General features: G+C 72.1%; 11 protein-coding genes and 1 pseudogene. 6 read left to right on the top strand and 6 right to left on the bottom strand.

Features of this window, described 5'->3' with window-relative positions; all coding sequences use genetic code 11:
• The 3 genes from NBX02_RS05080 to NBX02_RS05070 form a co-directional block, all read right to left on the bottom strand.
• Nucleotides 1-7,905 (bottom strand): DUF6531 domain-containing protein (locus tag NBX02_RS05080; protein ID WP_250290200.1); only part of this gene is annotated, 7,905 nt, incomplete at its 3' end.
• A 653-nt stretch (nucleotides 7,906-8,558) separates the two neighbouring features.
• A complete protein-coding gene (locus tag NBX02_RS05075; RefSeq protein WP_250284945.1) occupies nucleotides 8,559-9,878 on the bottom strand; it encodes a glycosyltransferase in 1,320 nt (439 codons plus the stop codon).
• A 130-nt stretch (nucleotides 9,879-10,008) separates the two neighbouring features.
• Nucleotides 10,009-10,914: a glycosyltransferase family 2 protein gene (locus NBX02_RS05070; protein WP_250284951.1), complete on the bottom strand. Its 906-nt coding sequence runs from the start codon at nucleotides 10,912-10,914 to the stop codon at nucleotides 10,009-10,011.
• Between the two features lie 563 nt (nucleotides 10,915-11,477).
• Between NBX02_RS05070 and NBX02_RS05065 the strand changes: the two genes are divergently transcribed.
• Together NBX02_RS05065 and NBX02_RS05060 are read left to right on the top strand one after the other, a co-directional pair.
• Nucleotides 11,478-12,197 carry a DapH/DapD/GlmU-related protein gene (locus tag NBX02_RS05065; RefSeq protein ID WP_250284944.1) on the top strand — a complete coding sequence of 240 codons (720 nt, stop codon included), beginning with the start codon at nucleotides 11,478-11,480 and terminating at the stop codon, nucleotides 12,195-12,197.
• 236 nt (nucleotides 12,198-12,433) lie between these two features.
• The gene (locus tag NBX02_RS05060) at nucleotides 12,434-14,107 is read left to right on the top strand and encodes a DUF2142 domain-containing protein (protein ID WP_250290198.1); all 1,674 of its coding nucleotides are present in this window, start codon (nucleotides 12,434-12,436) and stop codon (nucleotides 14,105-14,107) included.
• Between the two features lie 164 nt (nucleotides 14,108-14,271).
• On the opposite strand, the gene NBX02_RS05055 is transcribed toward NBX02_RS05060, so the two are convergent.
• Complete coding sequence (locus tag NBX02_RS05055; protein ID WP_250290196.1) at nucleotides 14,272-15,903, bottom strand: class I SAM-dependent methyltransferase; 1,632 nt, start codon at nucleotides 15,901-15,903, stop codon at nucleotides 14,272-14,274.
• Nucleotides 15,904-16,174: 271 nt separating this feature from the next.
• Nucleotides 16,175-18,754: an HAD family hydrolase gene (locus NBX02_RS05050; RefSeq protein ID WP_250284940.1), complete on the bottom strand. Its 2,580-nt coding sequence runs from the start codon at nucleotides 18,752-18,754 to the stop codon at nucleotides 16,175-16,177.
• Nucleotides 18,755-19,037: 283 nt separating this feature from the next.
• Between NBX02_RS05050 and NBX02_RS05045 the strand changes: the two genes are divergently transcribed.
• Together NBX02_RS05045 and NBX02_RS05040 are read left to right on the top strand one after the other, a co-directional pair.
• Nucleotides 19,038-19,973 (top strand): ABC transporter permease, encoded by a 936-nt coding sequence (locus NBX02_RS05045; RefSeq protein WP_445548271.1) that lies wholly within the window; start codon nucleotides 19,038-19,040, stop codon nucleotides 19,971-19,973.
• Between the two features lie 263 nt (nucleotides 19,974-20,236).
• Nucleotides 20,237-21,457: an ABC transporter ATP-binding protein gene (locus NBX02_RS05040; protein ID WP_250290212.1), complete on the top strand. Its 1,221-nt coding sequence runs from the start codon at nucleotides 20,237-20,239 to the stop codon at nucleotides 21,455-21,457.
• On the opposite strand, the gene NBX02_RS05035 is transcribed toward NBX02_RS05040, so the two are convergent.
• Entirely contained in the window at nucleotides 21,423-21,815 is a 393-nt protein-coding gene (locus NBX02_RS05035; protein ID WP_250290214.1) for a hypothetical protein, read from the bottom strand. The two genes, NBX02_RS05040 and NBX02_RS05035, sit on opposite strands and share 35 nt — an antisense overlap.
• Between NBX02_RS05035 and NBX02_RS05030 the strand changes: the two genes are divergently transcribed.
• Nucleotides 21,712-23,130, top strand: a complete 1,419-nt coding sequence (locus NBX02_RS05030) for a glycosyltransferase family 2 protein (protein ID WP_445548272.1) — start codon at nucleotides 21,712-21,714, stop codon at nucleotides 23,128-23,130. The genes NBX02_RS05035 and NBX02_RS05030 overlap by 104 nt on opposite strands.
• Nucleotides 23,127-24,135: pseudogene (locus NBX02_RS05025) on the top strand (hypothetical protein); the annotation flags it as partial. The gene NBX02_RS05030 and the pseudogene NBX02_RS05025, both read left to right, overlap by 4 nt.

The raw sequence follows: 24,135 nt of genomic DNA, 5'->3' as shown, positions 1-24,135 counted from the left end.
GGCGTAGGACAGCGCGGTTCCGGCACGCACCGCGAGACGGTCCAACCCGTCGTAGGTGTAGGACACCCCACCGCCGGCCGTGTCCGACACCAAACGGTCGAACGCGTCGAACCCGGTGGTGGTCGTGCTGCCACCCGCGGTCCGCGCCGTCAACGTGCCCCGCGGGGTGTAGGTGTAGGTCGCGGTCCCGTCCGAGAGCAGCCGGTTGCGCTCGTCGACACTCGCGGTCGCACCGTTCACCGACGTGCGGTTACCCGCCGCGTCCCAGCCGTACGTCGTGGTCGCCCCACCCGGGCCGGTCCAGGAGACCAGCCGGTTCGACCGGTCGTAGCCGTAGCTCTGGTTCCCCGACCCGGACAGACCCGACGGAGACAACGTCTCGGTCAGCCGGTTGTCGTTGTTGTCGTAGCCGTAGGTCGCCGCCCGTAGCACCCCACCTGGACCGGTCAACGTGTCCGTGCTGGTCCGGCCCAGGTTGTCGTAGCCGAAGCTGCGGACCGCCCCACCCGCGGCGTAGGTCACCGAGGTCAGCTGACCGGCATCGTCATATGCCAGGCCGCGGGTGCCGCCGGTGGCCGCACCGGTCGTCGACGTCAGATCATCCCGGGCGTTGTAGCCGAACGACGACGCCCCGGCCGCGTCCGTCCGCGACACCATCCGGCTCGAACCGTCATAGCCGAACGATGAGCTCCCCGCCGGCCCCGCACTACCGATCAGCAAGTCCCGGTCGTTGTAGGTGAACGACTGGCTGCCTGACGGATGGTTCACCGACGTCACCCGGCCGGCCAGGTCATAGCCGACCGACCGTGACGCCGCCGCCGCACCCCCACCGGAGCCGGACTCGGTGGTCAGCCGGCCCAGCGCGTCGAACGTCCGCGACCGGGTCACCCCACCCGGCGCCAGCACACCCACCGGCAGCCCACCCGCGTCATACGAGGTCTGCCAGGTCCGGTCCGCCGCCGCCGGATACGCCGTGGTGGACGGCTCGATCGTCTTCTCGACCAGCCCCAGACTGTTGAACGTCGCCACCGTGACGTTCCCACGCCCGTCGGTCAGCCGGGTCCGGTTCCCCGCCGCGTCATACCCCACACCCGTGGTGATCGACGTTGACGCGGTCACCGGCTCCACCAGCGTCCGTAGCTGGTCCAGCGCGTCGAAGGTGCGGGTCGTCGTCCAGCCGTTCCCGTCCGTCGACGACGTCGCGTTGTCCGCCGCGTCATAGCCGACGCTCACCGACCGCAACTGGCTGTTCGATGGGGAGAACTGCGCCACCGTCGTCCGCCGGCCCGCCCGGTCGTAGGTGTAGCGGGTCGAGCGGCCCAGCGGGTCCGTCACGCTCGCCAGCCGGCCGGCGAGGTCGTAGGTGCGGGTCGTCAGCTTGGTCAGCGCGTCGCGTTCCTGTAGCAGGCCGCCGGCCGCGTCGTACGTCCCGGTCCACGCCGCCTGCGTGGCGATGTTCGCCGGGCGGATCACTTTCGTGACATCACCGGCGTCGTCGTGGTCGGTGTAGGTGGTGAACGTCGCCTGTGGGGACCGCTCCGTCGCCGTGGTCGCCCACACCCGGTCCAGGTCGTCGTAGGCGGCGAACGCCCACACCCCGACCGGGTTCACCGTCGCGGTGACGTTGCCGGCGTCGTCGTACACCAGCCGGCTCACCCCGGCCGCCGGCTGGCCGGCGACCTGCGGGTCGGTGACCGCCACCGGCCGGTTGCGCCGGTCATACACCGTGGTCGTGGTCTGCCCACGGGCGTCGGTGTAGGTCAGCGGGTTACCGTTGGCGTCGTACGCCCACGACCGCGTCGGGATGAGCGCGCCGCCGCCGGGCGGGGTGTAGGACGGCTCGGTGACCTGGACGGTCCGCCCCCGCCGGTCGTAACCGGTCGTGGTCACCAGGCCGCGGGCATCCCGGGCGTGGCTGACCTCCCCGAACGTGTTGTAGCCGAGGTCGGTGGCCGGCCGGGCCGCGCCCGGCGTACCGCCGTTCTCCTCCACCTGTACGGACGGGGCCTGCACCTGGGTGACCCGGCCGGCGGCGTCCACCGTGGCGTTCGTGGTGTACGCCGGGTCCGGAGGGCCGCCGGAGACGTAGCCGCGCGGGTCCGCCGTGCCGGTCACGAACCCGCGCTGGTCCCGCAGCGTTGTCGTGACAAAGCTGGCCGTGCCGTCACCGAACACCGTCTGTGAGGTCGGGCGGGAGGCGTTGTCGTAGCCGACGTCGACCCGTGCGGTCGCCGACGTCCCGGCCGCCCCGGCCAGCGTCGAGGTCACGTTGCCGTTCGCGTCGTAGGTGTAGTCGACGGTGCGGGCCAGACCGGCGGGGTCGAGGGTGGTCCGGGTCAGCCGCCGGGCCGCGTCGAACACCCCGGCGACCGTCCGCAGGCCCCCACCGGTCACCGTGGACGTCGGGTTCCCCGCGCCGTCGAAGGCCCGGTCGGCCAGCACGATGTTCCGCGCGCCGGCGGTGGACAGGGTGCCGGTGACGGTGTCCGGCGGGCGGTAGCCGACCAGGATGTCCTGCCGGGGCAGGTCGTCCAGCCAGTAGGTGAACTGCCGGGTCCGGCCCAACGCGTCGGTGACGGCGGCCAGCCGGCCCGCCGGGTCGTAGGCCCGAGACTCCGCCAGCATGTCCCGCGGCGTCGAGCCGGCCACCGGGTCGTCCACGAAGTTCTTCACGGTCGTGGTGGCCAGCAGGTTCTTCGCCGTATAGGTGAACGCGGTCACCGTCCCGACCGGGTCGGTGACGGTCGCGACGTTGCCGTTGTCGTCGTAGGCCCAGGCGGTGGTCGCCGCCTCGACGGCGCCGGCCGCCGCCGTCGTCGACGTCACCCGGTCGTCGTTGTCGTAGGCGTACGTCGTCGTCCGCGACGCGTCCCCGCCGGTGGCATCCGACACCACCGTCTGGGTCAGGTTCTCGTTCAGGTCGTAGCTGTGGGCCGTGACCCGGGTGTGCGTCGTCCCGGAAATCGGGTTCTGTACACCGGGTTCGGTGACCTGCGCGACCCGGGACAGCGTGTCATAGCCGGTCGTGGTGGTGATCCCGGACGGGAAGGTGTCCGAGGTCTCCTTCGCCGTGACCCGCCGGCCCAGCTCGTCGTAGGTGTAGTCGTGGGCCAGCCCGGCCGGGTCGACGTCGCGGCGCAGATCCCCCTTGCTGTCATAGGAGAAGCCCGTCACCTTCCCCCGCGGGTCGGTGGTGGACAGCAGCACGTCCCGCGGCACCGTCCCGCCGCCGACCGCCGCCTCGCTGCCGGCCGCGTACGCCCAGGTCGTGCTCCGCCCGGACGGGAAGTCGGCCGTGGCCGGGGTCGTCGTCGCCAGCAGATCCCCGAGCGGGCTGTAGCTGAACGTCGTCGCGTAGGTGGCGTCCGTCGCCGACACCGACCGGCCGTCACGGGCCACCGTCATCAGATCGTTACGCGGATCCCCGGGCGCGCCCAGGAAATAGCCGTAGTACTCGGTGTGCGTCACCGGCGTCCCGGAGACGTTCGCCCGCACCGTCGTACGGGCGCTGATGTTCCCGCGGTCGTCGGTCAGCAACGTCAGGACGTTGCCGTTCTCGTCGGTGACCTGCGCGAGGAAACCACGGTCGTTGTAGGCGAACCGGCGGTCCCCCAACGCATCCCGATGCGAGATCAGCTGGCCGAGGTCGTACTCCCAGTCCTCGGCGTGCCCCCGCGGGTCGGTCACCCGCACCGTCGTCGTCGGTGACGTGCCCATCACCGTGAACGTGGTCCGTTTGGCCAGGCCGTCCTCGCGCCAGGCCACCGTCCCGTCGAGGTTGTACCCGACCGTCTCGGCGATGTTGCCGCGCGGCAGCACGATCTGCCCCAGCATCCCGTTGAACGCGTACGCGTACGTCGTCGGCGTCGCCGACCGCGGCGACACCACACTGGTGAGATTGCTGCCGGTGTAGCCGTACGACCACACCAGCGGCCCGCCGTGCGCCGCCACCGTGCCCGTCGACACCTGGCTGACATGCCCACCCGACCAGGTGAACGTCAACGCCCGGTTCGCCGTGACGTTCAGCGCCTGGGTGAGCCGGCCGCCCGCGTCGTAGGTGAGCTGCAGCGCCCGGCCGGCCACGTCCGTCACCCGGGTCAGCCGGCCGTCGGAGCGGAACGCCGACACCGTCCCGGACTTCTCCGTCAGCACCGCCGCCGCGGTGAGCACGACGTCGTCGAGCCGGCCCGAGCCGGTCCCCTCCGTGTACGGGCCGGCCCGCGTCCCGAACATCACCGCCGGGTCCGACACCGACATGACCTGCGTGCCGTTACGCAGCACCGTGATCGACGGGCCGTTCGTCACCACCGTCAACGTGTCCGAGGTCGTGCAGCACGCACCCGACGCGTCCGCGACCGTCGTCTCGACCCCACCCACCCGTTTGATCAGCCGCCACTTGCTCGACGACGGCACCGCCACCAGCCGCCAGTAGTTCCCCGCGTCCGCGACCCGGAACGCCAGACCCATGTCCGCCTGCGTCACCGGCTGGGTGAAACTGAACGTCCCGTCCGCCGCCGCCGGCGCCACCAGCAGGTTCCGGTTCCCCGCCGCGGCCGCCAGGTAGACACGGTTGCCCTCGACACCCCAGGTGCCGGCCAGCGGCGTCCAGGCGGCACCGCTCTCCGCGGTGCCGGCGGTGGTCGCCGCGTTCGCCCGGGTGAAGGAATCCCGATGCTGGCCATCGACCACGGCGAACGCGCCGACCCGGCCGGCGCCGGTCGCCAGCGCGTACACCCCCGCCCTGGTCGCCGTCTGGAACGCGCCGTCGGTGGCGGCCGCCACCACCCGGTCGTTCCGGGACACCGCGATCGACGTCCCCGCCGTCGTCACCGCGAACACATCCGACGCCGCACAGCAGGCACCCGACGCCGTCGCCACCGTCGTGGTCACACCCCCGACCCGCTTCGCCAGCACCAGCTGGTTCGCGGACGGCTTCGCGTACAGCACCCACAGGTTGTCCGCGTCCTGGACGCGGAAAGCGACCCCGACATTGTCCTGCGCCACCGGCAGGGTGAACCGGACCGTGCCATCCGACCCCGCCGGCAGCACCGCCACACTGCGCCCCGACCCCGCCGACACCAGATAGGCGTCGTTACCCGCCACCCCCCAGGTACCGGCCAGCACCTGCCAGCCCTCACCGGTATCCGCCGTACCCAACGACGACACCGAATCCGCCCCGGTGAACGACGCCACCCGCGGCGACGGCGCCTGCAACGACGAATAGTAGCCACGCGCCGACACGAACGAACCATCCGGGTTACGGCCGAACCGCGACACCCGCCCATCCGCATAACGGACCGCGATATTACCCTCACCGGCGAGATCCGGCGCCGCCGCCATGTCATACGGCGACGACCAGCCCACCCCGAACAGACCATCAACCGGATTCCGGTTGTTATAGGTACGCGTCACCCCCAACGCCGGACCCACACCCGCCACCGACGCATCCGTCGTCGACGTCACATAATTCCCCACCACCGGCGTCACACTCGCCACCGCCGGCGCATACGGGTCGAATCCCAGATGGCCCTCCGGGCCGGTCAACGGAACCCGGGTGGTCAGATGGGCCACCGATGTCGGCTGGCTGGGAAGCTGGAAATCCCCCACCCAGCCCTGCCAGTAGTAGGTCTGATCCCAGGACAGGGCTCCCTTGGGCGGGCTCCACGTGTTCGAGCTGATCCACCCCGGCGACTCCCAGCAGGTCCCCGAGTTCGCGTCCGAGCCGGTGCACAGCTTGAAGTAGTAGTTCACCCCCTGCCCCGGATAGTTGTCCGGGTCCGTCCCGGTCAACGTCAGCGTCGGGGTCAACGAATACACCGCCGCGCCGTTCGCCGGCCCCGCCGACGTCACCTGCGGCGCCACGTTCGGCACGGTCATGGACTGTGCGAAAGGCGATATCCCCTCGTCCATGAAATAGGTGACACCGTAGTTCAGCATGTCCCAGCGCAGCGTGTAACTGCCGGGCGGCAGCGGATTCACCGTGGCCAGCATGTCGACGCTCTGCCCCGGGTTCACCGTCACCGGCAGATGCGTCGCGTACCCGTTGTAATCGATGACGTTGCTGTTCGACGCGTCATAGACATGGTAGGCGAGCATGTAACTGCCGTCCGCCGGCCACGCATCCCGGCCGGTGTTCTTCACCCGCACCCAGATCTTGCCCTGCTGATTGTTCGTCAGCTGCTGCTGCCACACCGGGCTGCCCGACGGGTAGGAGTACTCCGCGCCGTACGGCGTGTACTGGATCGACATCTGCGGGCGGTTCGCCGCGGTCGCGGTGTTGTTCGACAGGAACTTCTTCCACGCGTAGTTGTCCGTCGAACTCGCCCGCACCGACGTGCCGGTGTTCACCTTCCACCCATGCGTCCAGGCGTTCACCAGATCCTTCAGCCGGGTGTCGTTGAACACCCCCCAGTTCGCCGGGCAGGACCCCGAATAGCCATAGGCGAAACTGCTGCGCGCCACCTCCGGGCCGACCGCCGCCCCCGGCCACAGCATCGTCGTACCATCCCAGGACTGGTTCACCTCATACAGGCTCACATCCCGCGCACTGCACGACCACGACCAGCTGTTCAGCAACGCCACCTGCACACCCAGCACGTTGACCTGGTTGACCGCGGCCGTGCCCTGCCAGTTGATATACCCGTGGTTCACATCGGCGCCACCGTTGTAGGTACCCACGTGAATATCGCCCAGAGTGTTGTAATGCGAGTTCGGGAACGCCGAGGACACATACGTGTCATCCGCCCACGCCTGCAGCACCTCCACCGACGGATCCACCCGCACCGGGAACACCCGCGCCGGATCCGCCAGCCACTCCTCGTCCAGATCCACCCGCAACGCGAGCCGGCCGTCCGCCCCCGGCACCAGGGAATAACGCACACCCTCCGAATACGCCCCGGCACCCACGTGCGGGTCGACCGCGGAATCCTCCATGGACCCACGCGGGATCACCGCCTTCACCACACCCTTGGCGTCGGCGAGGGAAACCTGCTGGGACGTGGCATCCAGGGTGGCGGTCAGACCCTCCAGCGCCAGCGGGAACGTCCAGCTGGCCGGGGCGTCCGCCGCGTGCAGGACCAAGGTCTCCTTCAACCCCGACAACGTCCCGGCCAGCTCCACATCCGACGACGGCCGCACCCCCGCGTAGGAGGCGGCCGGCCCGTCCACCACCGCCCGCGCCGGCCGTGCGTCGGCGATCCCGAACGACACCGATGCGCCCGCACCCACCTGGACCGCCACCAGACGGGGATCATCCGCACTGTCCGCGACATCGACGGGATGCTCAACCGCGGCCACCCGATGGCGGCCACCCGCCGCCGCGACCAGGTTCGTGTCGATGTCCACCCACCTGCCACCGGCATCGGTGAACCGCTTCGGCGCCGAATACACCCGGGCGGTATACGTCCCATCGGGATTACGGAACTCGTCGCTCCACGCCGTGCGCCGCTCCGGCAGCTCCACCTGACCCGGCCGCAGTGCCTGCCCCGGCAGCACACCCCACTCCGGCGTGCCCATGTCCATCGTCCAGGCCGGGCCGAGCTTCGCCGCGCCGGCGGCCGGATCCGGTTCCGGCAGCTCCACCGGGCGCTCCGGCTCCCGCGGCGTCGTGGGCACCGTACCCGCGACCGGCGGGACCTGGGCGCGCACCTGCTCCGCCGACGGCGCCGGCCCGGACACCGCCTGGGCGCGGGCCGTCGGCACCTGGGTCTCCCGGCCCGCCGCGCTGCCGCTCGAGCTCTGCGGCAACGCCACGTTCCGGAACGGGTTGATCAGCGGCGCCGGCCGGCCCGCCCCGCCGGCCACCTGGATGACCGCCAGCGTGGTCAGCACCACCAGCGGCACCAGCCCGATGGAGATGGCGGCCAGCCGCCGGCGGGTAAACCGTCGCTGGACACCACGCAACATCCGCCGAGACGGAGCGGAACGCCGCCGGCCGACCATGGGCGCACTCCCGAGAACTCATCAACCAAGGAGCCGCATGCATGCCGAAAAACAGGCACGGACACGGCGCGACAACAGCGCGGAACCCAGGGCCCAGCGGACCGTACCGACCCACGGCACGGTCCGAGGAAGGACCTGGGTGACCTACGCACCCGAACGGGCGCACAGCAGAAGAACAGCAGGCGAACAGCAATGGAACAGCACAGGGAAGAACAGGGGGAAGAACGGAGAAAATGCGGCGGGAAAAGACAGGACAACGTGGGCCCGGCATCATCGCAAGCAGGCGGACGTCACCCCGTCGTGTTTACGGCGCTCACCATTCCACACCGTCCGGTGCCACGTCACTACATCCCGGATATCACCTGCCGATGTTGCGTGAGATTTGTTGCGGACACGGCCGGCCAGCGGCCGGGGAGGCCGTCCGGTGCCGAACCCGGACGAAAACCTGCCGATACACAACCGGAAAACACAGGCCGACGCCCATTGACATGGATGCCCTCGGCGGCCCAACGGCCGCCCGTTCGACCGGAGGATTCGACATGCGGTGGCGGAATGTTTTGTTCCGGTGGACCGACACACACCGACAACTCCCCCGGAGCACCCCGGGACACAACGCGTCAGCGACGGCCGAGCGCCTCGTGGAGCACCGTCAGGTAGCGCTCCCAGGCCGCGTCCGCGTCCGGCGGGACGATCCCGGCGCGCAGGGTGTCGAGCACGCCCGGCTCGTACAGCCGGCGCAGCGCGGCGGCCAGCGACCCCGGGTCGTCCGGGGCGGCCAGCAGGCCGTCCACCCCGTCCCGCACGGCCTGCCCCAGCATGCCGACAGCGGTCGCCACCACCGGCAGGCCGTGGCGGTGGGCGAGGTCGACGTTCTGGGTCGCCGTCGCCGACCGGTACGGCAGGACCAGCGCGTCGGCGGCCGTGAACAGGGCCGGCACCTCGGCGGCCGGCACATAGCCGGGACGCAGCTCCACCCGCCCGGCCAGACCGAGCTCGCCGACCAGCCGCCGGGTGTCGTCAACCCCGCCCCAGAACTCCCCGGCGACGGTCAGGCGCACGTCGGGCGGGCCGGCGGCGAGCGCCCGCAACAGCACGTCCAGACCCTTGTACGGCCGGACCAGGCCGAAGAACAACAGCCTCCGGCCACCGGCGGCGCCATCGCGGGTACGGCCGGCAGCGCCGTCGCGAGTACGGTCGGAGACAGCGCCGCCGGCCGCGCCCAGGTGCGGGGCCATCGGCGCCACCCACACCGGGCGGGTGGTGAGGCCGCGGGCCCGCTCGGCCTCGGCCGGCGTGTGCACCAGGACCCCGGACACCCGGCGCAGCACCGCCCGCACCAGCGGGACGTCCAGGGCTCGCCGCTCGTGCGGCAACACGTTGTGACACAGCGCAAGAACCACCGGCCTGTCCTCCCGCCCACCGATGGTTGGGAGGCCCCGGCCCACACGGACGGCGCGACCGTTCTCCGCCGGCACCCCGCCCGCCGGCGCACTTCCCCGCCCCCCGCCCGCCGGCGCGTTTCCTGGCCGCGGGGCCGGCGGGCGCAGGCCGGCGAGGACGCCCAGATAGGCCGGCGCCTGGATCGGGGTGACCACGACGACGACCACGGCGTCCACCGCGTCCACGCCGGTGCGCAGCCGGCGGCCCAGCCGCGGCCAGGTGTCCGGCCGCCGCCATGACAGCGGGTAGGACGTCGCCGGGAACGGCCGCGTCTCGGGGGCGTCCACCCGCTGCCGGCCCGGGTAGAGCCGGGCCGGGTACTGCGCCGACCAGGACTCCAGGCGGACGTCGTGGCCACACGCCGCGAGCCGGTGCGCGAGCTCGGTGGTGTGCTGGGCGACACCGCCCTTGTAGGGATGGGCCGGGCCGACGATCGCGATCCGCGACCGCGCCGGCGCCGGCGTCCCGGCGTGCCTCTCCGGCCGCTCACCTGTCATCTCGTCCGTCCCTGTGGAAGGAGCCTCACCGTGAGGGATGAAAGATCCGTCAGCATGGGGGAACGTCCGTCACCATGGAGCATCCGTCACCGTGGGACCCGGCGGGACGGCAGCGCAGTCCGGCGGGGCATCAGTCGCCGCCGCGGGAGCGGGCCACGAGATCCCCGATCAGGGCGAGCACGACGATCTGGAAACCGACCAGGATCGCCAGCAGCGTGGACGTGGTGACCCGCAGGTCGTAACGGATCAGGTCGGCGACGAGCTTCACGAAACCCAGCCCCATGATCCACAGGGCGATCGGCATCAGCACCCGGATCGGGTCGAAGTACATCACCATCCGCAGCACCTGCAGGATGTAGCGGCGCGCGTCCCGGAACGGGTGGAACTTGCTCTTGCCCGAGCGTTTCGCGTAGTCGATCGGGATGTAGTCGACGGGGTGCTGGTTCGACAGGAACGCCATCGTGATCGTCGTCACGCAGGAGAACCCGGGCGGCAGCAGCCGCAGGTACGGCAGGGAAACCTCCCGCCGGAACGCCCGCAGCCCCGAGTTCAGATCGGGGATCTTCATGCCGGACAGCCGCTGCGCGATCATCCGGATGAACCACTTGGCCGGCACCCGCGCCCACTTGTGGGTGCCCTCCTCGGTCGTGCGCGCGCCCACGACCTGGTCGACGTCGGGGCAGGCGTCGAGATGGCGGACGAACTCCGGGATGCGCTCGTTCGGGTAGGTCATGTCCGCGTCGGTCCAGACCACGATCTTCCCGCGGGCGTCCTGGGTGCCGATCCGGCGCGCGGTGCCCGACCCGCCGTTGCGGCGGAACGCGATCAGCCGCATGTTCGGGAAGCGGTGCATCACGCCGCGCAGCAACGCCAGCGTGTTGTCGGTCGACTTGTCGTCAATGACCAGCAGCTCGTAGCTGTAGCCGCTGGTGTCCATCGCGGCGGTGATCCGCTCCAGCTCGTGGACGATGTGATCCTGCTCGTTGTAGCAGGGCAGCACGACCGTCACATAGGGCGGGGCGGGTGCCTCCGCCACCGTCCCGACGCCGCTCTGCTTCCTGAGGACGGGTACGCCGGGGCTGACAGATGCGCGTACAACGCTGACACTCACGTCGATGTGACTCCTGATTTCCGCCCGGGAACGGGAGGTTCGCCGGTGCCGTCGAGTTGTGGCCGGACCGGCCGGGCCGGTCAGGTCGAATGATCACAACCTCCTCCGCGCGTGCTTCGGCTGCCCCGTCCGCATGCCGGGGTCACAGGACGCCGGGGTTACCGGATGCCGGGGTTACCGGATGCCGGGGTTACCGGATGCCGGGGTTACCGGATGCCGGGGTTACCGGATGCCGGGGTTACCGGATGCCAGCGTTACACGCCGCGGCCACCGGCCGGTCACGGAGGTCCCGCGACGCGGCGGCCCACCCCTCTCACCACGTTCGCCGGCCGGCCTGCCGGTCGTGCGGGTGGCGGCGGTACGGGCCGGGACCGCACCCGCCGGTACGGACGCGCTGCTGGCGGTACGTCTCAGCGCCATCATCGATGGCAGGCGGCGGCGCACGGAGGTCATGATCGCTCCGTGCCGACGGACTAGGATTTCCGGCCATGGGTGGGCTCATCGAGCGTCTCGGCAGTCAGGTCAACCGGCTCGACCGGCGGTTCGTCGGCGACGCGCGCGAGTACGCCCGCAACGTCCGGGCGCTGCGGGCCGGGCGGGAGACGTCGGCGCGGTCCTTCGTGGCCGGGCTGCGCTATCCGCTCGCGTACGGGCAGCCCATCTGGACGGGTTCACCCACCGTGCTCGAAGGCCGCGAACGGATCGAGTTCGCCGACGGCGCGGCGCTGCGGATCGGCCTCGGCCCGTTCGGGATCTCCACCCGGCGGGACGTCTCCGTGCTGCGGATCCACCCCGAGGGGCGGCTGCGCTGTGAGGGGGTCGTCTCAGTACAGCGCGGCACCCGCATCGTGGTGGACTCCGGCCTGCTACAGCTCGGACACGGCGTCAACATCAACGGCTTCGCGAAGATCCTCGTGCGGGAACGGGTCAGCATCGGCGCCGGCTGCACCATCTCCTGGAACACCCAGATCCTCGACAACGACTTCCACCCCATCACCGTGGACGGCGTCGAGCAGCCGATGAGCGCCCCCGTCGTCCTGGAGGACCGGGCCTGGATCGGGACCGGCGCCATCATCCTGAAGGGGGTGACGGTCGGCGAGGGCGCGGTCGTCGCGGCCGGTGCCGTGGTGACCAGGAACGTCCCCACCAAGACGATCGTCGCGGGCAGCCCGGCGAAGGTGGTCGGCCAGGTCGGCTCCTGGCGCTGACCAGCCGCGTCTGACGCGCCGGCGGTGGCTGCGCCGGCGGCTGAGGTGTGGTTCCCGGCAGCCGCGGGGAACGAAGGCTTTCACAGCGCGCACGGCCACCGAAAAGCCGCGAAGCATACGTACGATGGCAACCATCCGTTCCCGGAGATCCCCAGCCCCCGCCCGTCAGCGGGCCGGAGGCGGCGCGGCCGCGTGTTTCCCGCGCCGCCACGGGCCCGAGCCCCGGAGCCGTTCTGATGGAGGCCGCAGCCGGTACGCCTGTCGCTGTCGCCGTCGCCGCGGAGCCGTCCGGCGGCCGCCCGGTGGAGCGGTTCAGCCCGCTTGGGATCCCGCGCCGGACGCCCGGCCACATCTGGCTGATCACCGCCGTGTTCACGTTCCTGCTCGCCTCCTGGTCGGTGCTGGTGCCCCAGTACCACGCGCCGGACGAGCCGAACCAGGTCGACGCCGTCATGCGGCTCGTCCAGGGCTACGGCTGGCCGCGCCCGGGCGACGCGGTGGTGACGCCGGACGGGGTCGGTGCCATCAGAGCGTCACCGTTCGGCAGCCGGAGCAGTCCCTACGAGCTCACCGTCGCCCCGGTCCCGGCGCACGACGCGCCCCCGCGCTCCCAGCGGCCGGCCTGGCGGGATCTCGCCGTCCCGGAGCAGCCGGCCGGTTACATCCAGCAGATGGTCCAGCATCCACCGCTGTACTACCTGGTGGAAGCCGCGATCCTCAAAACGCTTCCGGACAGCGGCGACGCCCGGCGCTGGGACGTGACCATCGGCCTGCTACGGATGGTAAGCGTCCTGATGGTGGCACCGCTACCGCTGCTGGCCCACGCCGCCGCCAGACGCCTGTGCTCCCGGCCGGTCGCCGCGACCGTTGCCGCGCTGGTCCCCTGCGCCGTGCCGCAGCTGGTCCACATCGGCTCCAGCGTCAACAACGACAATCTGCTGATCGGCCTCGGCGGGCTGGTCACGGTGGCCGTCGCCCACGTGCTGCGCGGGGACACCTCGACGCGGACCGCGTGCTGGATCGGGCTGCTCACCGGTCTCGCGCTGCTGACGAAGTTCTTCGCGGTCGTGCTGGTACCGATGGCCGCCGCGGCATACGCCTGCGCCCGGCTGCGCGGCGCGCGCTCCCGGTGGCCGTCCGCCGTGCTCTGCGGCGGGCTCATGATCGCCGCCGGCGGCTGGTGGTGGCTGGTCAACATCCTGCGCTGGCATACCGTCCAGCCGAGCACGCCGGGCTTCCCGCCCGGCGAGTACGCCGGACGGGACTGGGGCGTCTACTGGTCGTGGATGTCCGAACGGCTGGCGACCCGCTGGTGGGGCTCCATCGGCTGGTACGAGGCCGATCTCCCCCCGGCGCTGGTGATCATCGCCTCGGGCCTGCTCGGCGGCCTGGCCGGCTGGGGCCTCCTGCGTGCCCGCGACCGGGCGCGGCGGACGGACCTGCTGTTCATGCTGTGGCCGACGACCGGCCTGCTCGTGATCATCGGCGGGCAGGCCGCCGCCCATCTCGCCCGCACCGGGCACATGACCGGGGTCTCCGGGCGGTACCTGTTCACCGGCTTCGCCGGGGTCGCGGTCCTCGCCGGCGCCGGGGCCGCCGCGCTGGGGCCACGCCTGGCCCGCTGGCTGCCGCTCGCCGTGCTCGCCGCCGCGGCCGGCATCCAGCTGGACGCGGCGTGGCTCGTCCTCGGCCACTTCTGGCGGCCCGCCGGAGGCGGACCGGTCGCGGCCCTGCGCGCCATGGCCGCCTGGTCACCGTGGCCGGCGGCCGGCATCGCGATCGTCTTCGGGTCGGCCCTGGCCCTTGCCGCCCTCACCGCCGTCCGCCTCGCGCGCAACACACAGGCCACCGAGCCCACGACACCGGCCACAGAGCGCGGGCGGCACCACAGCCACCCGCACGGAGCATGATCCAGGCGAGTTTGTCGTTCTGTACGCTTTTCGGCCCGGTAGGCGTACAGAACGACAAATATTTGGCGATCTTCCCCGGTGGCCGGCGCGGCCGGCGGCTGGCAGCCACCCGGATCACGGCCCGGTGCGCCCGCCGGGGTGCTGGGGGCTCGGCGGCTGGAAGCTCAGCGGCGGCTGTGCAGCGCCCCGCGTACCGCCCGCGCCGTGCGGACCGCCCGCGCGCCTCGGTGGCCGCCCAGCCGGGCCTTGAGCGCGGCGTTCGCCACCCGGGCCGCGTGCACGAGCTTCGGTTCGTCGGCGAGGGCGGCGCGCAACTGCTGGGAGGTCGCGCGTTCCGTCTCCAGCGCGCGTTCGGCCTCGGCCGCCGCGTCGAGCAGCCGCAGTTCGGTCGTGGCGCGGTCGGCCAGGGCCGCGTCCAGGCGGGCCCACTCCCGCTGCCGCCGGCGGGCGGCGTCGATCATCTCGTCCTGCAGGAGGAGCACGTGCAGGTAGAGGTCCAGCCGGTTGCGTTCCAGCCGGGTCAGCAGGCCGTTACGCACCCACGGCCGCAGCAGTTCGCCGACCCGCTCGGCGTACGGGGCCCGGCCGTCCACCACGATGCCCAGGCCGAAGATCGGCGCGGCCACGAACAGGCGTAGCTGCGGACGGGTGGCGAGGAAGTCCTCGACCGCCGTGCGGACGCCGTTGCCCGCTCCGCCCTCCGACCGGGCCCACGCGAACGCCCCCTCGCCCCGCAGCCCGCCGGTGACCACACCGGTGCTGTCGACGCGGACCCCGAGCTCCCACGAGTACGGCTGCCGCTCCGGCTCCGGGATGCGCTCGGGCGTGTAGTAGGAGTCCCGCCGGGCGTTCGGCCAGCCCACGTCATGCATGATCAGTAAAGGGAGGTGGGGACGGCCGGCGGCCCGGGCGGCGTCGGCGATCGTCCCCAGCTCGCTGGTCACCGTCGCGTAGTTGTGATCGCCGTCGATCAGATAGGCGTCCGCGGGAGTGAGCCCGACCAGGGCCTGCGGGCTGTAACCGCGCACCACGTCGACCTCGAGGCCGTCCCCGGGCTCGGGTGTCACGCCCGGGTCCGGGTCGATGACCAGCAGCTTCCCGCCGCGCCCGCGCAGCAGGTCGACGAGCAGGGACGTGGTGGCCCCGCTCTCCGAGCCGATCTCGGCGACGCTGCGGACGTCGGCGGCCTCCAGCAGCGGCATCCAGATCTCCCGCAGCTCCGCGAGGGAGTGCAGCAGCAGCGGCTGCAACGTCTCGTTGGGGGCCGACTCGACCGCGTACACGTCAGGCTCGCCGGCCCCGCCCGCGGCGTCCTCCTCACGTCCGTCGACGCCTTCACGATCAGTGACAGCGCCGCCGGCGGCGACGGCCGGCTCGGTCCACGGCACGCGGGCGGCGGCCTCCTCGCCGCTCTCCCGGCCGCCGTGTACCTCCCGGCCGCCGTGTGCCTCCCGGCCGCCGTGCGTCTCCGGGCCGCCATGCGCCTCCCGACCGCCGTGCGTCCCCGGGCCGCCATGCGCGGCAGCGGCGCGGCGGGTGGACGGCTCGCTGAACCACGGCGGACTCGGCTGGGCCCCGGCCGTCCCACCCGACCCGGCAGCCCCGGCGGGATCAGCGGGATCAGCGGGATCAGGACGCGGGACGGAAGCGCCCGCGCCGACGTCCGTGGGCACCTGGTTGCCGGGGCCCGGCGCCGACAGGTCCGCCGTGGGATGGTCGTCGATGTTGCCGTGCGGCCCACCGTCACCGGCGGAACCGCGCCACTCGGCCGGACGGCCCATGACAATATCGTTCACGCCGTCCCCACCCAGAGCTGTATCACTCACAGCGACCCCGTCCACGTTGTCCGCAACGACCGCATCATCGCGATCGACCGATTCTCCCTCAGAGCCTTCCAGCGACGCGCCCGGCGACCACGATCGCACCATCCCTGACCAGGGTGCCCTCTCACGAACCGCGCGGCTTCACGAACCGCGCGGCTTCACGAACCGCGTGACGGCCGCCGGCCGCCCTCCGGCGGCGCGGGCAAAATGTGATCACGCCGCCGGCGCCCCGAGGGGCACGGGTTCAGAAGCGTTCTTCGAGTTCGCGCCGTAGCCGCTGAACGGCCCGGCGTGACAACGGGGTGCCCTGCTCGGCCGGGACCGCCAGCGGGTCGGAACGGATCCCCAGCCATCCGAAGGCGAACTCGACGTCGATGGCGTAGGTGGCAGCCAGCTGCGCCTGCCCCACCGGGTCGAGCACGTAGACGAACTGCGGGTCGTCACCGAGGATCTCGATCAGGTTCGGCTGGAGGGCCCGTGCCCCGATCAGGTGCAGCCGCGCCTCGTCCGGGACCGAAGTGATCGTCACCTCGTACGGCTCGGTGACGTTGTTGAGGTGGAAGGACAGCTTCAGCCAGTCCAGCCGCAGCAGGCCGCGCCGGCCGGCCGGGTCGATGCGCACCCGGCGGACGCCGACCCCGTCGATGCGCAGGCGCACCAGCGACAGCCCGTCCCGCCCGGAGCGGGTGACCGCGGACTCCTTCGGGCCGGCGGCGAAGTCGGCCCCGGTGTCGACGTAGACCTCGACCGGGCCGGCGGCGGCCTCCGGGGAGACCTCCAGCGCCGAGATCCCGGCGCCCGCGGCCAGCCCGCTGACGACCGCCAGCGGCCGGTTCGCCACCGCCGCCACCCCCGCCGGCCAGTAGAGCTCCTGCATCGGGATCCTCTCGAGATCGGCCGCGGTCAGGTACGGCATCCTGCGCAGCAGATCGGCGGGCAGCAGCCCTTCGGAGGACTCGGAGCCGAAGTTGTCGTCGTGCGACCACATCCCGAACGCGAACGCCTCCTGCGGGGTCGGCCGGGTCACGAACCGGGTGAGGGTGCGCAGCGCCGCCAGCCGCGCCCCGTCCGACACCAGGGACGGCATCGGCGTCTCACCGCGGTGGTAACGCAGCCATTCCCGCTGGTAGGCGAGCACCCCGTCCTGGACGGCGGCGCGCTGCGCGACCTGCGTGCGGGAGGTGTGGTCGGCGGCGAGCACGGGGGTGAGGTCCTCGTCGAAGCCGATCAGCGAGCCGACGTCGGGCATGCAGAGCTGCTCAAGCACCTCGGGGCTGCGCATCACCGGGGCGAACAGCGCCTCCGGTTCGCCGCCGGAGGCGACATAGCCCTCCAGCCGCAGCCCGGACAGGCGGTGCACGTTGGCGCCGGCGTTGGTCGCCAGGTACAGGCCGACGATCTCCACCTCGCGGCCGGAGGCCACCAGCAGCTGGTGCAGCAGGCCCTGGATGGTGCCGCCCCAGCCCAGGTCGACGATGACGACCCGGTCCGCGTCGCCGAGCTGGGCGTCGAGGTAGCGCAGGTAGCGTTCCCGCAGCTGGCTCGCGGTCGTCACGATCTCGCCGCGGACCCGTTCGTCGTTGCACAGCGCGTGCAGGGTCTCCTCACGCAGCCCGGGGACGTCCAGCCGCCGGCCGGCGAGCGCCGAGAGGCCGGCGACCTCCTCCACGCCCACCCCGAGCTGGCGCAGCAGCTGCCCGACGCTGGGGGCGTGCCGCCGGGTCAGGAAGCCGCGCAGCTCCTGCGGGCTGCCCTCGAAGACGTTGGCCAGCGCGCACACCTGCCGGGACGCCCACAGCGGGGACGTGGTGATCCCGCGGTCGTGCCCGGGCTCCGCCAGCGCCCGGGCGAGGAACACCCCCTCGCGCATGAGGCAGTGGATCCGGTCGACCCCGTAGTCCGCGGCCCGTTCGACGGCCCACTCCGCGAATCCGGTGAACACCGGGCCGAACACGGCCGCGCCGGTCTCCCAGTGGCGGCGCAGGCCCGCCGGGACGGCGGCGGCGTCGGCGCGGTGCAGGGTCCGGGCCCGGATCGCGGTCACCCCGTAGTCGCCGTGCACCGGGTCGACGGGTGTGTCGGAGGTGGGCCGGGAACGCAGCCCCTCCAGGTCCAGCGTCGTCTCCAGCCCGTCGGTGTACTTGGGGTAGTGGACGGCAAGGATCCCGTGCTCACGGGCGCTCTCGACGTCGGCGACCGGGTTGTCACCGAGGTGGATGACCCGGGACGCCGCGACCCCGGCCCGCGCGAGCACGTGGGCGAACAGGCCGCTGCTCTTGTTCACCCCGGCGTCGCTGGAGGTGAGCACCTGGGTGAACCTGATACCGGCGAGCTCCGGGCGCCGCAGCAGCCGGCGCAGCTGGTCCGGCGAGAAGTACGTGTCGGAGACCAGGTGGACGGGCCGGCCGAGCTTGGTGATGGTCAGCTCGGCCAGTTCGGCGACGGCCAGGTCGGCCCGGCAGATGTCCCGCTCGAACGCGACCTCCATGGCGACGAGGTCGTCGACGCCGCCGCTGCCGGGCAGCGCCGCCGCCAGCACCGACCAGATCTCGTCCAGCCGGGCCTCCGGCGTGCCGCGCCCGGCCTGGCTGCGCTCGCGGGCCCTGGTCTCGGCGTGCACCCGCAGCTGGGCGAACTGCGCGGGCGACAGCGACGGCGGCAGCAGCCCGGCGGCGGCCAGCCGGTGCCCGAGCAGCAGGAAGGCGTGGGCCGGTTCGGGCACGAGCCGCAGCAGCAGCGTGTCGAACACGTCCAACGTCAGCACCTCGGCCCCGCCGGACTCCAGATGGGACCAGACCTCACGGATCCGGACGTCGGTGAACACGGGCGTCCTCCACAGGCGGGGCATCACGGCCACCGCCGACGGGCCGGCTGGTATCCGGGTCAGACTGGACAGTGACCGGCCGGAGCTGAATGAACGGCCCGATACTATGAACCGGCCCGGTGGCCACGGTCACCGGCGTACCCAGGTCCGGCCGCCGGAGCGCCAGGCCGGCCACGTATCGTCCCGACGTGGTGCCCGTGCGGTCCGTGCGGTCCGTGCGGTCCGGTGTTCCCGGTAGCGTCGGGCTCGCTTCCCACTTGGCGCGGCTCACGGAAGGTTGTCGGTGTCGAACCTGACTGATGAGCGGTCCGCACCGGCGGCCACGCCGGCGGCGCGGCAACGGATCCACGTCGACGGGCCGGGCCCGGAGTCCCGCCGGCTCGCCCGTCGCAGCCGCGCCCAGACCCGGCTGCGCTGGGAGCTGCTGCGCAACCTGATCCGCAAGGATCTCAAGGTCAAGTACAAGGGGTCGACCCTCGGGTTCGCCTGGTCGCTGGCGAACCCGCTGCTGCTGCTCGCCGTCTACACCCTGGTGTTCCAGGTCATCATGAACGCCGGGGTGCCCCGTTTCGGCGTCTACCTGATGTCCGGGCTGCTGATCTGGAACGCGTTCTCCGCCAGCGTCTCCGCGGCCAGCGGCAGCGTGGTCTTCAACGCGAACCTCGTGAAGAAGGTCCGTTTCCCGCTGCCGGTGCTGCCGCTTTCCGCGGTGGGGTTCGCGATCGTCCACTTCGTCCTGCAGCTCGCCGTGCTCTTCGTGGTGGTCGCGGCGCTCGGTTACAGCTTCATCGGTTTCCAGCTGCTGTTGCTGGTGCCGGCGTTCGCGGTGGCGATGATCTTCACGGTGGGCCTGGCCATGCTCGTGTCGGCGCTCAACGTCCGATACCGCGACACCGAGCACCTGCTGGAGGTGGCGCTGCTCGCGTGGTTCTGGCTCAACCCCATCGTGTATCCGGTCGGGCTGATCCGTAAACTCCTGCACGAGTGGACGTGGATCTATTTCCTGAATCCGATGGCGACGGTCGTCGCGACCTTCCAGCGGGGAATCTACAAAGGGCCGGCCGTCAACCCCGCGAACGGGCAGGGCATCCTGGCCGACCCCGGGTATCTCTTCTACCTCGAGCATCTTGCCGTCGCGGGCGTGATGTCGCTGGGCCTGCTCTGGCTGGGAACACACGTGTTCCGCCGCATGCAGGCCGACTTCGCCGAGGATCTCTAGAACCCGGCTGAAGCGGCCACGACAACCGTCATGATCGTGTCTGCGGAGGCAGTGAGGAAGGTTTGACAGACGTGCCAGCGCAGCAGTCACCAGCCGGCCCCGCCATGACCGGTGAGGCTTCGGACGCACCGGTCACCCCGGCGCCGGCCCCAGCCCCGGCACCCACGACCAGCCCGGCACCCACGACCAGCCTGGCATCCGCGGCGGACGCGGCGAGCCCGGTGGACGCGGCAGGTCCGGTGGACGCGGCAGGTCCGGCGTCCATGGTGGGCGCCCCGGCGCCCGAGGCCGCCCCGGGGGGCCCGTCGGCTGCCCCGGTGGTGATCCGGGCGACCGGTGTGAGCAAGAAGTTCGTCTCCTACCACCGGCGGGCGACCAGCCTCAAGGAGCTGTTCGTCCGCCGCGGGCAGGCCAGCGGGGACGACTTCTGGGCGCTGCGCGACATCGACGTGGAGATCGGCAACGGCCAGACGGTGGGGCTCGCCGGGGCGAACGGCTCCGGCAAGTCCACGCTGCTGAAGGTGCTGGCCGGCATCCTGCGCCCGACCCACGGCGAGGTCTCGGTCAACGGGCGGATCGCCTCCCTGCTGGAGCTCGGCGCCGGCTTCAACGGCGAGCTGACCGGGCGGGACAACGTCTACCTCAACGCGTCCCTGCTCGGCCTGTCCCGCCGCGAGATCGACCGGATGTTCGACTCGATCGTCGACTTCGCCGAGCTCCCCCACAAGATCGACGACGAGGTCAAGCACTACTCGTCCGGCCAGTACGTCCGGCTCGGGTTCGCCGTGGCCGTCCACGTCGACCCGGACGTCCTGCTGGTGGACGAGGTGCTGGCGGTCGGGGACGAGGCCTTCCAGAAGAAGTGCCTGGCGAAGATCGAGGAGTTCCGGCGGCAGGGGCGCACGATCCTGTTCGTCACGCACTCCCTGGACCTGGTCGAGAGCATCTGCGACCGGGTCCTGGTCCTGGAATCCGGTTCGATGATCTTCGACGGCGCGCCGGAGATCGGCACCCGGCTGCTGCGGCAACGCCTGGGCAGCCTGCCCTCGGACGGGCCCGTGCCCTACGACGTCGCCGCCGTCCGGCCCGTCCTGGCGACCTTCGCCAGGGACCCTGGGGGGCCGTCCCAGGTCCAGTTCGACCCGGGTGAGAAACTGACCGTCTCCCTGACCCTCGACCTCACCCTGGACGCGCCGGAACGGATCTACCTGCACGTCTACGTTCTCGGCCAGCACGATCTGCCGATCTGGCTGATGGAGACGCCCGTCGGCGGCATACCGAGCAGACCCGGCCTGCTCACCGTGGACTTCACCGTGCCGAAAATCCCCGAGCTGCTGGGCGCGTTCGCGATCAGCGTGCACGTCTCCGATGCCGCCACCGGCGCCCCGGTCACCAAGCGCCGCTTCGACGACCTGTTCGGGATCAGCGGCCCGCAGGCCGGTGGCCTGCTCAAAGTCGACTACGAGGCGAGGGCCCGCGGATGAGCGACCCGACCACCCCCGGCCCGGCCCCCGGGCCGAACACCGAGTCCGCCAGCGCGTCCAGCAGCCCGGCCAGCCCGGCCAGCGCGTCCAGCAGCCCGGCCACCGCGCCCGCCAGCCCGGCCAGCGCGTCCAGCAGCCCGGCCGGCGCGCCCGCCAGCCCGGTCAGCACGTCCAGCAGCCCGGCCACCGAGTCCAGCAGCCCGGCCGGCGCGCCCGCCAGCGCGTCAGCCGCCCTGGGCGTCACACCCACCGACCTGACCAGCGCGGCCGGCGACCCGGCCGTCGCCGCCACCGGCCCGGACACCACGCCCGCCGGCCCGGAGGCCGAGCCGGCCAAGCCGCTGGTGACCGTCGTCATCGTCAACTGGAACGGTGCGCACCTGCTGCCGGCCTGCCTGGACGGCCTGGCCAAGCAGGTGACCGGCTTCGCCTTCGAGACGTGGGTGGTCGACAACGCGTCGCAGGACTCCTCCCGGGCGCTGCTGGCCGAGCGCTACCCGTGGGTCCGGCTGGTGCCCTCCGAGACCAACCTCGGCTTCGCCGGCGGCAACAACCTCGCGCTACGCGCGGTCACCACCGAGTACGCCGCCCTGCTCAACAACGACGCGGTGCCCGAGCCGGACTGGCTGGCCAACCTGCTGGCGCCGTTCGACGCCCCCGGCGGCGACCGCCTGGGTGCGGTCACCGGCAAGGTCGTCTTCCTCCCCCGCTTCCTACGGCTGCGGCTGTCGACGCCGGCCTTCACCCCCGGCCCGCACGACCCGCGCGAACTCGGCGTCCGGGTGTCGTCGGTGACCGTCGACGGCCGGGAGGTGCTACGGGAGGTCCTGTGGGAGAAACTGACCTTCGGCGCCGAGGGCGGCCGGGACGCGCCGTTCTTCTGGACCCGCGGTGACGGCGAGCTGTGCGTCCCGGTCCCGGAAGGGGGCCCGGTCACGCTCGGTTTCACCTGGGCCGGCCAGGCACCCAAACCGGTCACGCTGAGCTGGGACGGCGGGTCGGTCACGCTGGACGCCGGCGCCGAACCGTCCACGGTGGAGTTCACCGTCCCGGACGGCGTGGCGCGCGTCGATGTGATCAACAACGTCGGCGGGATCGTGCTGCGCGACGGGTACGGCGCCGACCGCGGCTACCAGCAGGTCGACACCGGCCAGTTCGCCCGGGCCGAGGAGGTTTTCACCGCCTGCGGCAACGGCATGGCGATCCGCACCCAGCTTGGGCGCGAGCTCGGCTGGTTCGACGACGACTTCTTCCTCTACTACGAGGACACCGACCTGTCCTGGCGGATCCGCGCCCGCGGCTACACGATCCGTTACATACCGGACGCGGTGCTGCGGCACGTCCACTCGGCGTCCAGCGTCGAGTGGTCGCCGCTGTTCGTCTTCCACACCGACCGTAACCGGCTGCTGATGCTCACCAAGGACGCGAGCGCCCGGATCGCGCTGGCGGCGGTGGCCCGCTACCCGCTGACGACCGCGTCCATCGCGCTGCGGACGCTGCGCCAGGCGTGGGCCGCGCGCAGCCGCCCCCCGCTGCGCCCGACCTGGCTGCGGCTGACGGTCATCGCCTCCTACCTGCGGCTGCTGCCGGCCATGCTGGCCCGCCGCCGGGCGATCTCACGCACCGCCTCGACCCGCCGCCACGAGCTGGAGAACTGGCTGGTGCGACGATGACGACCGGACCGACGACACCACCGACGGCAACACCGGCGGCACCGGCACCGGCGGCAACACCGGCGGCCACGACGACACCGGCACCGCCCGCGACAGCGCAGGCGACCGCAACGCGGCCGGTCGCCGCCGAGGCCACCGCTCGGCACCCGGCTGACACGCGGCGGCCGGCAGCCAAGCCGGCCAGCGGCATCCGGGCCGCCGTCTACAACAGGTTCTGGCACTCCATGGGCGGCGGGGAACGCCACAACGGCATGATCGCCGAGGTGCTCGCGGCCGAAGGCGCCGAGGTCGACCTGCTGGGGCATTCGGCGGTCGACCTGGACGCGCTCGGTGCCCACCTCGGGCTCGACCTGTCCGGCTGCCGGTACCGCCTGCTGCCCGACCGGGGCGACGACGCCGTCGCCGAGATCAGCGCCGAGTACGACCTGTTCGTCAACGGCTCGTACATGAGCCGGCTGGTCCCCCGCTCGAGGCACTCGGCGTACCTGTGCTTCTTCCCGACACCGGCCGATCACGACGCGGCGGCGTGGCGCCGGGCCGCGATCCGCGCCGGCAGCCCGTTCCTGCGAGGCGTGCGCCCGGCGGTCGGGTACGGGACGGGCTGGTATCCGCCCGAGGGCGGCCGCCGCCGGCAGTGGGTCTGGTCGAACGGCGCGGGGGTCCTCTCGGTCGCCCCCGGCGGCGACCGGGTGCTGCACGCCGACGTCGGCCGGCCCGGGGCGTCCGGGACGGTACGGCTGCGCGTCCTCGACGCGGCCGGGCAGGCCCTCGCCGACGTCGAGGCCGGCGCCGTGTTCACGCCGGTCGCCGTGCCGCTGCCCGCCTCGTCCACCGGAACCGAGCTGACCCTGGTCAGCGAGACGTTCACCCCCGCGGCGACGGACGCTCCAGGCACGCCGGACGCACCGGACGCACCGGACGCACCGGATGAATCAGGCATCCCGGACACATCATCAGGCACGCCAGGTACGCCCGACGAACTGGGCACACCATGCCCTCCAGGCG

This window comes from Protofrankia sp. CiP1_Cm_nod1 (assembly GCF_920888515.1).
GTDB lineage: Bacteria > Actinomycetota > Actinomycetes > Frankiales > Frankiaceae > Protofrankia.
The sequence above is the reverse complement of the archived record's forward strand: the minus strand, read 5'-3'. Positions and strand labels throughout refer to the sequence as shown.

Bases quoted from the DNA above. Each gene is read 5' to 3' on its own strand.
- NBX02_RS05075 (WP_250284945.1), bottom strand. From the start codon at position 9,878: ATGACAGGTGAGCGGCCGGAGAGGCACGCCGGGACGCCGGCGCCGGCG.
- NBX02_RS05065 (WP_250284944.1), top strand. From the start codon at position 11,478: ATGGGTGGGCTCATCGAGCGTCTCGGCAGTCAGGTCAACCGGCTCGAC.
- NBX02_RS05060 (WP_250290198.1), top strand. From the start codon at position 12,434: ATGGAGGCCGCAGCCGGTACGCCTGTCGCTGTCGCCGTCGCCGCGGAG.
- NBX02_RS05040 (WP_250290212.1), top strand. From the start codon at position 20,237: ATGGTGGGCGCCCCGGCGCCCGAGGCCGCCCCGGGGGGCCCGTCGGCT.
- NBX02_RS05035 (WP_250290214.1), bottom strand. From the start codon at position 21,815: ATGACGACGGTCACCAGCGGCTTGGCCGGCTCGGCCTCCGGGCCGGCG.